At 42.0% G+C, this 11,946-nt stretch carries 11 protein-coding genes; 10 read left to right on the top strand and 1 reads right to left on the bottom strand.

Annotated elements, in window-relative coordinates:
• The first annotated feature begins 3 nt into the window (after positions 1 to 3).
• The 5 genes from HWX15_RS09350 to yaaA all read left to right on the top strand — a co-directional run bounded on the left by HWX15_RS09350 (position 4) and on the right by yaaA (position 5,986).
• Positions 4 to 2,700 carry a cation-translocating P-type ATPase gene (locus HWX15_RS09350; RefSeq protein WP_175880962.1) on the top strand — a complete coding sequence of 899 codons (2,697 nt, stop codon included), beginning with the start codon at positions 4 to 6 and terminating at the stop codon, positions 2,698 to 2,700.
• Positions 2,701 to 2,817: 117 nt separating this feature from the next.
• On the top strand, positions 2,818 to 3,228 hold the full coding sequence (locus tag HWX15_RS09345; protein ID WP_175880961.1) for a peptide deformylase: 411 nt from the start codon (positions 2,818 to 2,820) through the stop codon (positions 3,226 to 3,228).
• 11 nt (positions 3,229 to 3,239) lie between these two features.
• On the top strand, positions 3,240 to 4,835 hold the full coding sequence (locus HWX15_RS09340; RefSeq protein WP_175880960.1) for a hypothetical protein: 1,596 nt from the start codon (positions 3,240 to 3,242) through the stop codon (positions 4,833 to 4,835).
• 65 nt (positions 4,836 to 4,900) lie between these two features.
• A complete protein-coding gene (locus tag HWX15_RS09335; RefSeq protein WP_175881014.1) occupies positions 4,901 to 5,065 on the top strand; it encodes a YczI family protein in 165 nt (54 codons plus the stop codon).
• 192 nt (positions 5,066 to 5,257) lie between these two features.
• The gene (gene yaaA / locus HWX15_RS09330; RefSeq protein ID WP_175880959.1) at positions 5,258 to 5,986 is read left to right on the top strand and encodes a peroxide stress protein YaaA; all 729 of its coding nucleotides are present in this window, start codon (positions 5,258 to 5,260) and stop codon (positions 5,984 to 5,986) included.
• 125 nt (positions 5,987 to 6,111) lie between these two features.
• On the opposite strand, the gene HWX15_RS09325 is transcribed toward yaaA, so the two are convergent.
• Positions 6,112 to 6,660: an NADPH-dependent FMN reductase gene (locus tag HWX15_RS09325; protein WP_175880958.1), complete on the bottom strand. Its 549-nt coding sequence runs from the start codon at positions 6,658 to 6,660 to the stop codon at positions 6,112 to 6,114.
• A gap of 391 nt (positions 6,661 to 7,051) precedes the next feature.
• Between HWX15_RS09325 and HWX15_RS09320 the strand changes: the two genes are divergently transcribed.
• The 5 genes from HWX15_RS09320 to asnS all read left to right on the top strand — a co-directional run bounded on the left by HWX15_RS09320 (position 7,052) and on the right by asnS (position 11,828).
• Positions 7,052 to 8,248, top strand: coding sequence for an MFS transporter (locus HWX15_RS09320; protein WP_102211609.1), 1,197 nt, complete (start codon positions 7,052 to 7,054; stop codon positions 8,246 to 8,248).
• Positions 8,249 to 8,435: 187 nt separating this feature from the next.
• Positions 8,436 to 8,924, top strand: a complete 489-nt coding sequence (locus tag HWX15_RS09315) for a cell wall elongation regulator TseB-like domain-containing protein (RefSeq protein ID WP_175880957.1) — start codon at positions 8,436 to 8,438, stop codon at positions 8,922 to 8,924.
• Positions 8,921 to 10,108, top strand: coding sequence for a pyridoxal phosphate-dependent aminotransferase (locus HWX15_RS09310; protein WP_175880956.1), 1,188 nt, complete (start codon positions 8,921 to 8,923; stop codon positions 10,106 to 10,108). Before HWX15_RS09315 ends, HWX15_RS09310 begins: the two co-directional genes overlap by 4 nt.
• Entirely contained in the window at positions 10,101 to 10,466 is a 366-nt protein-coding gene (locus tag HWX15_RS09305; protein WP_175880955.1) for a VOC family protein, read from the top strand. Before HWX15_RS09310 ends, HWX15_RS09305 begins: the two co-directional genes overlap by 8 nt.
• Before the next feature lie 18 nt (positions 10,467 to 10,484).
• Complete coding sequence (gene asnS / locus HWX15_RS09300) at positions 10,485 to 11,828, top strand: asparagine--tRNA ligase (protein WP_033689129.1); 1,344 nt, start codon at positions 10,485 to 10,487, stop codon at positions 11,826 to 11,828.
• Positions 11,829 to 11,946: the final 118 nt, after the last annotated feature.

Here is an 11,946-nt window from a genome sequence, read left to right as displayed (position 1 = left end):
CACATGTCAAAAGAACAAAAACGCCAAGCGTTTTACACTCAAAGTCCTGAAGAGGTCTTGCAGGCTGTGGATGCGACCGAGCAAGGTTTGTCATCAAGTGAGGCGGAAAAGCGCCTTGCAGAATTTGGCCACAATGAACTCGAAGAAGGCGAGAAACGATCAATCCTGGTCAAATTCATCGAGCAATTTAAGGATTTGATGATTATTATCCTAGTTGCGGCAGCAATCTTGTCAGTCGTGACTTCTGGTGGGAAAGATATCGCAGATGCCATTATCATCCTAGCCGTGGTTATCATCAACGCTGCCTTTGGTGTTTACCAAGAAGGAAAAGCAGAAGAAGCCATCGAAGCCCTCAAATCTATGTCAAGTCCAGCTGCTCGCGTTCTTCGCGATGGTCATATGGCTGAGATTGATTCTAAAGAATTGGTACCAGGTGATATTGTTGCCCTCGAAGCAGGTGACGTGGTGCCAGCAGACCTACGTTTGCTAGAAGCCAACTCTCTTAAAATCGAAGAAGCAGCCCTGACAGGTGAGTCTGTTCCAGTCGATAAAGACTTGACAGTTGAGCTTGCTGCAGATGCAGGTATTGGTGACCGTGTCAATATGGCCTTCCAAAACTCAAATGTGACCTATGGTCGTGGGATGGGTGTTGTTGTCAATACAGGTATGTACACTGAAGTTGGTCATATCGCTGGCATGCTTCAAGATGCGGATGAGACAGATACACCACTCAAACAAAACTTGAACAACCTTTCTAAGGTCTTGACCTATGCTATCTTGGTCATTGCCCTTGTTACTTTTGTAGTTGGTGTCTTCATCCAAGGGAAAAATCCACTTGGTGAGTTGTTGACTTCTGTTGCGCTTGCCGTTGCAGCTATTCCAGAAGGACTTCCTGCTATCGTGACCATCGTTCTTTCCCTTGGAACTCAAGTTTTGGCCAAACGAAACTCTATCGTTCGTAAGTTGCCAGCAGTAGAAACACTTGGTTCAACTGAAATCATCGCTTCTGATAAGACTGGTACGCTGACTATGAACAAGATGACAGTCGAAAAAGTCTTCTACGATGCAGTCCTACATGACTCAGCTGATGACATTGAACTGGGTCTTGAAATGCCGCTACTTCGTTCAGTTGTTTTGGCCAATGATACGAAAATTGATGTTGAAGGCAACCTGATTGGTGACCCAACCGAAACAGCCTTTATCCAATATGCCTTGGACAAGGGCTACGATGTCAAAGGTTTCTTAGAGAAATATCCTCGTGTGGCTGAGTTGCCATTTGATTCTGAACGTAAGCTCATGTCAACAGTTCATCCACTTGCAGATGGACGCTTCCTCGTAGCTGTTAAAGGTGCGCCAGACCAACTTTTGAAACGTTGTGTTCTTCGTGACAAAGCTGGAGATATTGCTCCGATTGACGAGAAGGTTACAAACCTCATTCACACAAACAACTCTGAAATGGCTCACCAAGCCTTGCGTGTCCTTGCAGGTGCTTATAAGATTATTGATAGCATTCCAGAAAACCTTACTTCTGAAGTGCTTGAAAATGATTTAATCTTTACTGGTTTGATTGGGATGATTGACCCTGAACGTCCGGAAGCTGCTGAGGCTGTTCATGTGGCTAAGGAAGCTGGAATTCGTCCGATTATGATTACAGGTGACCACCAAGATACTGCAGAAGCGATTGCCAAACGTTTGGGAATCATTGATGCAAACGATACAGAAGGCCACGTTTTAACTGGTGCTGAGCTCAACGAACTGTCAGATGAAGACTTTGAAAAAGTAGTTGGTCAATACTCTGTTTATGCCCGTGTGTCTCCAGAGCACAAGGTTCGTATCGTAAAGGCTTGGCAAAAACAAGGTAAAGTCGTTGCCATGACAGGTGACGGTGTCAATGATGCGCCAGCCCTGAAAACAGCAGACATCGGTATCGGTATGGGAATCACTGGTACAGAGGTTTCTAAGGGGGCTTCTGACATGATTCTTGCAGATGATAACTTTGCGACTATTATTGTTGCAGTTGAAGAAGGACGTAAGGTCTTCTCAAACATTCAAAAGACTATTCAGTACCTACTTTCTGCAAATACTGCTGAAGTATTAACCATCTTCCTATCAACCTTGTTTGGTTGGGATGTTTTGCAGCCAGTTCATCTTTTGTGGATCAACTTGGTAACGGATACCTTCCCAGCTATCGCTCTAGGTGTTGAGCCAGCTGAGCCTGGTGTCATGAACCATAAACCACGTGGACGCAAGGCAAGCTTCTTCTCAGGTGGTGTTTTGAGTTCTATCATCTATCAAGGTGTACTCCAAGCAGCCCTTGTTATGAGTGTTTATGGTCTTGCCCTTCTTTACCCAGTTCACGTGGGTGACAATCATGCCATTCATGCGGATGCCCTTACTATGGCTTTTGCAACACTTGGTTTGATTCAGCTCTTCCATGCCTACAATGTCAAGTCTGTTTACCAATCCATCTTGACAGTTGGTCCATTCAAGTCTAAGACATTCAACTGGTCCATCTTGGTATCCTTCATCCTTCTTATGGCAACAATCGTCGTAGAACCGCTTGAAGGAATCTTCCATGTAACCAAACTAGACTTGTCACAATGGGGAATCGTTATGGGCGGAAGCTTCTCAATGATTATTATCGTCGAAATTGTTAAATTTATCCAACGTAAACTCGGCTTTGACAAGAATGCGATTTAAAAAGAAAAAGTCATCTTCGGATGGCTTTTTGTTATAGTTGAGGGAAAGGGCTTGCAGTTATCAGCTTTTGTGCTATAATTGCTATAATATAGTAAAAAGCAAGAGGAGTGTGAGGAAGTGGAAAAGAAAATTGTAAAGGATATCTTATTTTTATCTCAGGTATCTCAGCCGGCAAGTCAGGAAGACCTGCATCTTGCCAGAGATTTACAGGATACACTCTTAGTAAATCGTGAGACTTGTGTCGGTTTGGCTGCCAATATGATTGGGGTGCAGAAGCGCGTGATTATCTTTAATCTGGGCTTGGTTCCTGTGGTCATGTTTAACCCAGTGCTCCTGTCCTCTGAAGGACCTTATGAGACAGAAGAAGGCTGTTTGTCCTTGACAGGTGTGAGACCTACTAAGCGTTATGAAACCATAAGGGTTGTCTATCGAGACAGCAAGTGGCAGGAACAGACCATTACCTTGACAGGCTTCCCAGCTCAGATTTGCCAGCATGAACTGGATCACTTGGAAGGACGAATCATTTAGGAGGAAAGCAAATGAAACGGATAATCTTTGAACTTATTTTTATAGCAACGACCTGGTATATCTTTTTACCGCCCCTTAACCTGACCAGCTGGGAATTTCTCTTTTTCCTCTGTGGGCATTTGCTGGTTGTAGCAGTCTTATTTGGCTTTGGCAAGGGGATAAACCTTGTCAAAACGGTTCATGTGCGCCACGGCAAGGCGGAAGCTGCCTTAAATCTTGAGGGTTTCAAAATCAATCGGTTAGGGAAAATCCTTTTAGCTTCTATTGGAGGAATTCTTCTCTTAGCAGCCTTGGTTTCCTTGGTGACTTCTAGCATTTTTCAGGCTAAAAATTATGCCAATGTAGTTACGGTCACGGAAAAAGACTTTACTGAATTTCCTAAGACTGACACCAGTAAGGTTCCTATCTTAGATAGAAGTACTGCTGAAAAAATTGGCGACCGCTACTTGGGTTCCCTAACGGATAAGGTGTCGCAGTACGTAGCGGCAGACACCTATACCCAATTGACGATTGATGGGAAGCCTTATCGGGTCACACCACTAGAATATGCAGATCCTATCAAGTGGTTTAACAATCAAGCCAAGGGAATCGGCGAGTATATCAAGGTGGACATGGTAACTGGTAATGCGGACTTGGTGGACTTGAAGACACCAATCAAGTATTCGGACTCGGAGTATTTTAACCGTGATGTCAAGCGTCACCTGCGCTTGAAGTACCCAACTAAAATCTTCAAGACTCCATCTTTTGAGGTGGACGATGAGGGCAATCCTTTCTATGTAGCGACGGTTTACCAAAAGCAATTTGGACTGGCGGTTCCTCGTCCTGTTTCAGTCATTATCTTGGATGCTACAAATGGAGAAACCAAGGAATACAGCTTGGCAGATGTTCCGGAATGGGTGGACAGGGTTTATCCAGCTGAGGAAACCATTGAGCAAATCAACTACAACGGCAAGTACAAGGACGGTTTCTGGAATGCCATGATTTCCAAGAAAAACGTGACCCAGACTACCAAGGGATATAATTATTTGTCTATCGGCAATGACATCTACCTCTACACAGGCGTGACATCGGCCAATGCAGATGAAAGTAATCTTGGTTTCATCCTAGAAAATATGCGAACAGGAGAAATCACTAAGTACAGCTTGGCTTCTGCGACAGAAGAATCAGCCCGTGAATCAGCCGAAGGTGCTGTTCAGGAGAAATCCTACAAGGCGACCTTCCCAATCCTCATCAACCTCAATGACAAGCCTCTCTATATCATGGGCTTGAAGGACAATGCTGGCTTGGTCAAAGAGTACGCCCTGGTAGACGCAGTCGAGTACCAAAACGTTATCGTAGCTACGACAGTGGAAGAGCTACTCAGCAAGTACGCCAATAAAAACGACCTTGAAATTGACAATGCAACAACAGAAAGCATTAAGGGAGTAGTAGCAGACCTCAAATCAGCTGTTATCAAGGGAGACACCGTCTACTTCTTTAAAGTTGATGGCAAGATTTACAAGGTCAAGGCCTCTGTATCGGATGACCTTCCTTACCTTGAAAATGGTAAAACCTTCGAAGGTCAAGTAGGAAAAGACAACTATCTCAAGACCTTTAAAGTCCAGTAAAAATAGCTTTATTTAAGAAATATATGTTATAATAAGGTAAATTAAGCCTAATGGAGGACAAAGAAATGGGTTTTTATGTGATGGTTGCTTCAATGCTACTTGGATTGTTTGCTTTGAAGCTAGGTTTTTCTCAGTTCAAGGAGAAAAAAGATAAATTCTTATCTATCTTAACAAGTTTAGCTGGCCTAGCCCTTGTTCTCGTGGCTGTCTGGTTAGGATGGCCCAAATAAATAGAGAAGCCTCGGTTAAACCGAGGTTTTTCATACTCTTCGAAAATCTCTTCAAACCACGTTAGCTTTATCTGCAACCTCAAAGCTGTGCTTTGAGCAACCTGCGGCTAGTTTCCTAGTTTGCTCTTTGATTTTCATTGAGTATCAGATGAATTTCTTGGTTGTGGCTAAAAAATATGCTACACTATCAATATGAAAATTTTAATCCCAACAGCAAAAGAAATGAACACAGACTTGCCAAGTATCGAGGCAACTCCTTTAAGACCAGAAAGTCAGGCCGTGCTGGCCGCCTTGGCTCTCTATTCTGCTAGTCAATTGGAGAGTTTTTACAAGGTATCAGTTGAAAAGGCAGAGGAAGAATTTCAAAATATCCAAGTTTTGAAAAGGCAAACTGCTCAACACTACCCAGCCTTGAAACTTTTTGATGGGCTCATGTATCGTCACATCAAGAGAGACAAACTGACCGAGGCGGAACAAGATTATCTTGAAAATCATGTCTTTATTACTTCGGCCTTGTACGGTGTTGTTCCAGCCTTGTCACCTATGGCACCTCACCGTTTGGACTTTTTGATGAAGTTGAAAGTCGCTGGTAAGACTTTGAAGAGCCATTGGAAGGCAGCTTATGATGAAGCTCTGAAGAAGGAAGAAGTGATTTTTTCTCTCTTGTCGTCCGAGTTTGAGACGGTGTTTTCTAAGGAAATCAGAGAAAAAATGGTGACCTTCAAATTCATGGAGGATAGAGGTGGTCAGCTGAAGATTCACTCAACCATTTCCAAGAAAGCGCGTGGTGCCTTCCTAACGTCTCTGATAGAAAATCAAGTGCAGACGGTGGAGGAAGTTCGTCGCTTAAGCTTTGCAGGATTTAGCTTCCGAGAAGACCTGTCCCAGCTACAGGAATTGGTTTTTGTAAAGAAAGTATAGAAATCAGATATTTTGTATTTGGCAATATGTATCATCAGCTATTTTAGTTTATAAATGAGAAAAAAGCGAACAAGCTAGGCTTCTGAGTGTCAGAAAAGTAGTCTTGTTCGCTTTTATTATGTTAGTTACTTGATCGCATTGATCAAATCTTGAGCTTGTTTTTCAATTGATTTTAGGACTGTTTCTTCGAGAACCAATTTTCCGTCTGCCCAAGCAGAGTCATTAACACGTGCAGCAGTGAAATCGCCAACGATTTGTGTACGGATAAATGGCAAGAGGTCTTTGTAAATAGCAAAGAGTTGATCGTGACCGGCATTGGCTACAGATGACACTGTGACAAACTTGTCTTGGAGGGCAGAAGCGCCACGTGTATCAGACAAGTCAAGGGCACGAGATAGCCAGTCAAGCAAGTTTTTCACTGTACCAGGGATAGAGAAGTTGTAGACTGGAGAGAAAATCCAGATGGCATCTGCAGCCAGAACTGCTTCACGAGCAGCCGCTACAGCTGGATGAGTTGGAACTTCCAAATCTTGGCTAAAGAGAGGAAGGGCTGAATAATCAAGGTAGCTAACTTCCGCTTTACCAGCAAGTGCTTTCTCAGCTTCGAGGGCCATTTGGTGGTTAAAAGAGCCTTGACGTAGTGATCCGACGATAAATAATACTTTTTTAGACATGATGTGTCTCCTTTTTCTTAAATTTCCGAGAATCCTCTCGTTGTTATAATGTATATTACAACAAAAGAAAAGGACTTGCAAGAAATCTGCTCAGAGTTTATTTTAAAATTATAAAATTGTAGAAACTTTAGTTACTTGCGACTGGAATGTATTTGATTTTAGATGAGTATTCCTATATTCTCTTGTAATATGATGACATAAGTGCTAAAATAAACAAGAAAACTCGCAATAGAAACCGCAGAACAGCTATTTTCCGGTATCATTTCATAAATCATTAAAGGAAAAATAATGGCATTGAAGAATGCTTCTAAAAGGGGTGGAGATTATGTAAGGCAAAGATTAACAAGTGACGGACAAAAGAAATAATAATACACTTGTTAAAGGAGAAAAGATGTTAATAAGAAATTATCGGAAAAATATTGGCCTGATGGCAGGAGTTGAGTTTTTTGCATTTCTAGGGATTACCAGTTTTTGGATTCTCTTTCTCAGTCAAAACGGCATGTCTCTTTGGCAGATTGGACTTCTGGAGAGTATTTTTCATACTACCAGTCTTCTCTGTGAAATTCCATCTGGTATGTTAGCTGACCGCTATTCCTATAAGACCAACCTTTATTTAAGTCGAATAGCAGGAATTATCTCTTCTATTCTCATGTTGGCTGGTCAGGGAAATTTTTGGATTTATGCACTAGCTATGGCGGTAAGTGCCTTGTCTTACAATTTTGATTCAGGAACAAGCGCAGCAATGGTCTATGACTCGGCTGTAGAGGCTGGACTAAAGGAGCGTTATCTATCCATTTCAAGCTTCCTATCAGGAGTAGCAGAAGGAACTCGGTCTTTGGGGACAGTGTTGGCGGGATTTTTTGTCCATGGCCAATTGCACCTGACCTACTATATCATGATTGCCACTTCTATCATAGTTCTTTTCCTGATTTGGATGCTGAAAGAACCTAGTGTCAAGCTAGAAAAAGCTAATAGTGTGACTATGAGACAGATTATTTGGACTGTTAAGGATGAGTTGAAGCGAAATCCCATGCTCTTCAACTGGATGATTTTGTCTCAGATTGTTGGTACACTCATGTGCATGTTTTATTTTTACTATCAAAATCAGTTACCAGATTTAAGTAGTTGGCAAATTTCAGCAGTTATGCTACTTGGAAGTCTCCTGAATATCCTTGCAGTCTATCTAGCGAGTAAGATTGGAAAGAACTATGCTGCCTTGAAGCTTTTCCCTATTCTCGTCCTGCTGACTGGAGTTACCTACCTGCTGTCCTACTTTGGAACACCTCTAATCTATATTTTGGTTTATTTGATTAGTAATGCTCTATATGCTCTTTTTCAGCCGATTTTTGACAATGATTTGCAAGAGCGACTTCCAAGTGAAGTAAGGGCAACCATGCTAAGTGTCTACTCTATGATGTTTAGCCTAAGTATGATTGTCTTCTTCCCACTGACAGGGTGGTTGATTGACAATTTAGGCTTTGTGCTAACATTTCTTTATCTAGGATTATTTTTAGTCTTGATTAGCCTTCTACTGGCTATCTTTTTAGGAAAAATGGCTAAAAGAATGGATGATAAAGTGATTCTATAAAGTAAAAGAACTTACGAAAACTTGAGTACCAAAGCTCAGGTTTTTTAATAGGTTGATTTTGGAGCTGTCTTTACTTTTCTTGCTCGGTTTTAATCAAGAAAAATCGGTTTACTTTGAAGGAAGAAATAATATAGGTTTGTTCTTGCATTCGCTTGTAATAAAGCCCAATAGATGGTAAAATAGACGAGTGAAAAAAAGACAAAATAAAGCAAAAAATAATCTACTGTGGCAGTATGGTCTAGGGATGACGATTTTGCTTGTGGTTATCAGTGCTTCCTTTCTGTATCTGGTTTCTCTTGGCATGAAACCTTATCAAACAGCTAAAAGTGAAGGAGAAAAATTAGCTCAGCAGTATGCAGGATTAGAGCAGGCTGATCAGGTTGATTTATACAATGGCTTGGAATCTTATTATAGCGTTCTTGGTCGTAATAAAAAACAAGAAGCACTTGCTGTCCTGATTGGAAAAGATGACCATAAGATTTACGTTTATCAGCTAAATCAGGGTATTTCACAAGAAAAAGCAGAAGCTGTTTCTAAGGAAAAAGGAGCTGGCGAGATTGACAAAATTACCTTTGGTCGTTATCAAGACAAGCCAATCTGGGAAGTCAAGTCAGGAACTAATTTTTATCTAGTAGATTTTGAAACAGGAGCATTGGTCAATAAGGAGGGCCTATGAAACTATCCAACCGTGTTTTAGAAATGGAAGAAAGTGTCACTTTAGCTAGTGATGCGAGAGCAAAGAAGTTAAAGGCTGAAGGAAAAGATGTACTTTTCTTAACTTTAGGTCAGCCCGATTTCCATACTCCCAAAAATATTCAAGATGCAGCTGTTGTAGCCATTCGAGATGGACGTGCTTCTTTCTATACGGTAGCTTCAGGTTTGCCTGAGTTAAAAGCAGCAGTCAATACCTATTTTGAGCGTTATTATGGTTATTCCGTAGCGGCCAACGAAGTCACATTTGCTACCGGTGCTAAGTTCTCACTCTATACTTTCTTTATGGCTGTGGTCAATCCAGGTGATGAAGTCATCATCCCAACCCCATATTGGGTTAGTTATGGAGATCAGGTCAAGATGGCAGAAGGTGTGCCAGTCTTTGTTCCTGCTAAGGAAGACAATCACTTTAAGGTGACCGTAGAGCAGTTGGAAGCAGCTCGCACAGACAAAACCAAGGTTTTGGTGCTAAATTCGCCATCTAATCCGACTGGTATGATTTACACTCGCGAGGAACTCTTGGCTATCGGAAATTGGGCAGTTGAACATGACATTCTCATCCTAGCAGATGATATTTATGGTCGTTTGGTCTATAACGGGAATGAGTTCGTACCAATATCTAGTCTATCAGAAGCCATTCGCAAGCAAACCATTGTCATTAACGGTGTATCAAAAGCTTATGCCATGACAGGTTGGCGGGTAGGTTATGCAGTGGGTGATCCAGAAATCATTGCTGCTATGAGCAAATTGACAGGTCAAACAACTTCTAACCTAACTGCTGTTTCACAATATGCAACTATCGAAGCCCTAACTGGACCGCAAGATTCTGTGGAAGTTATGCGTCAAGCATTTGAAGAACGTCTCAATACCATCTATCCACTCTTGTGTGAAGTCCCTGGTTTTGAAGTTGTCAAACCACAAGGAGCTTTCTATCTCTTTCCAAATGTCAAAAAAGCTATGGAGATGAAAGGTTATAGCGATGTAACAGCATTTACGACGGCTATTCTTGAAGAAGCCGAAGTTGCCTTGGTCACAGGAGCAGGATTCGGAGCGCCAGAAAATGTGCGCCTCAGCTATGCGACAGACCTAGACACGCTTAAAGAAGCAGTTAACCGCTTGAAAGCATTTATGGGGAGTGAGAATGATTGATCATTTTGAAATTAAGGTAAAGGATTTACAAATTTCAGAAGGATTTTATAGGAGTTTTCTCGCTCCTTTGGGCTATAAATTGGCTTTTAAGACCACTTCTCTAATCAGTTTTCTTGCCCCAAACAGCCCTCATCCTGGTGGTGATTTTTGGCTGGCTCAGGGGACACAAAATCCTATTCACTTTGCTTTTTTAGCAGAAAATAAGGAAGAGGTTCAGGCTTGTTATGAGGCTGGTTTAGAGGTAGGTGGGCGAGATAATGGGGCTCCTGGTTATCGCAGTGAGCAACCGATTTACTACGCTGCTTTTATGATTGACCCAGATGGGAACAATATAGAAGTGGTTTGCCATAAAGAATAAAAAAGAAAAGGAAAAACAATGACAAAACGTGTAACGATTATTGATGTAAAAGACTATGTTGGTCAAGAGGTGACGATTGGAGCTTGGGTTGCCAACAAATCTGGAAAAGGGAAAATCGCCTTCTTACAATTGCGTGATGGAACAGCTTTCTTCCAAGGTGTGGCCTTTAAACCAAACTTTGTCGAAAAATTTGGTGAAGAAGTGGGGCTTGAGAAGTTTGATGTCATCAAACGCTTGAGCCAAGAAACTTCTGTCTATGTGACAGGAATTGTTAAAGAAGACGAACGTTCTAAATTTGGTTATGAGTTGGACATTACAGACATCGAAGTGATTGGTGAATCTCAAGACTACCCAATTACACCAAAAGAACACGGAACAGACTTCTTGATGGACAACCGTCACTTGTGGCTTCGTTCTCGTAAGCAAGTGGCCGTGATGCAAATCCGTAACGCTATTATCTATGCAACTTATGAGTTCTTTGACAAGAACGGTTTCATGAAATTTGACAGCCCAATTCTTTCAGGAAATGCGGCTGAAGATTCAACAGAACTCTTTGAAACTGACTACTTCGGAACACCAGCCTACTTGAGCCAATCAGGTCAGCTTTACCTAGAAGCTGGTGCTATGGCTCTTGGTCGTGTCTTTGACTTTGGTCCAGTTTTCCGTGCTGAAAAATCAAAAACGCGCCGTCACTTGACTGAGTTCTGGATGATGGACGCAGAGTACTCCTACTTGACACACGATGAATCACTTGACTTGCAAGAAGCTTATGTAAAAGCTCTTCTACAAGGTGTTCTTGACCGTGCGCCTCAAGCCTTGGAAACCTTGGAACGTGATACAGAACTCTTGAAACGCTACATTGCAGAGCCATTCAAACGTATCACTTACGATCAAGCCATTGACCTCTTGCAAGAGCATGAAAATGATGAAGATGCTGACTACGAGCATCTTGAGCATGGTGATGACTTTGGGTCACCACACGAAACGTGGATCTCAAACCACTTTGGTGTGCCAACATTTGTCATGAACTATCCAGCAGCCATCAAGGCATTTTACATGAAACCAGTTTCTGGAAATCCAGAGCGCGTGCTTTGTGCAGACTTGCTTGCTCCAGAAGGATATGGAGAAATTATCGGTGGGTCTATGCGTGAGGAAGATTACGATGCCCTTGTCGCTAAGATGGATGAACTTGGTATGGATCGTACTGAGTATGAATTCTACCTTGACCTTCGTAAATACGGTACAGTTCCTCACGGAGGATTTGGTATTGGTATCGAGCGTATGGTAACCTTCGCAGCAGGAACAAAACACATCCGTGAAGCCATTCCATTCCCACGTATGTTGCACCGTATTAAACCGTAAGAACAGGAAAACGCCCATGTGGCGTTTTTTCGAATTCCAGAGTTTTTACTTGCGTAAAAAATTTTTTTCTAGTATAATAGTTTATTGTGAGCGAACCTCACTTACCCCTTGCAAAGTC

Source organism: Streptococcus thalassemiae (assembly GCF_903645285.1).
Taxonomy (GTDB): domain Bacteria; phylum Bacillota; class Bacilli; order Lactobacillales; family Streptococcaceae; genus Streptococcus; species Streptococcus thalassemiae.
The sequence above is the reverse complement of the archived record's forward strand: the minus strand, read 5'-3'. Positions and strand labels throughout refer to the sequence as shown.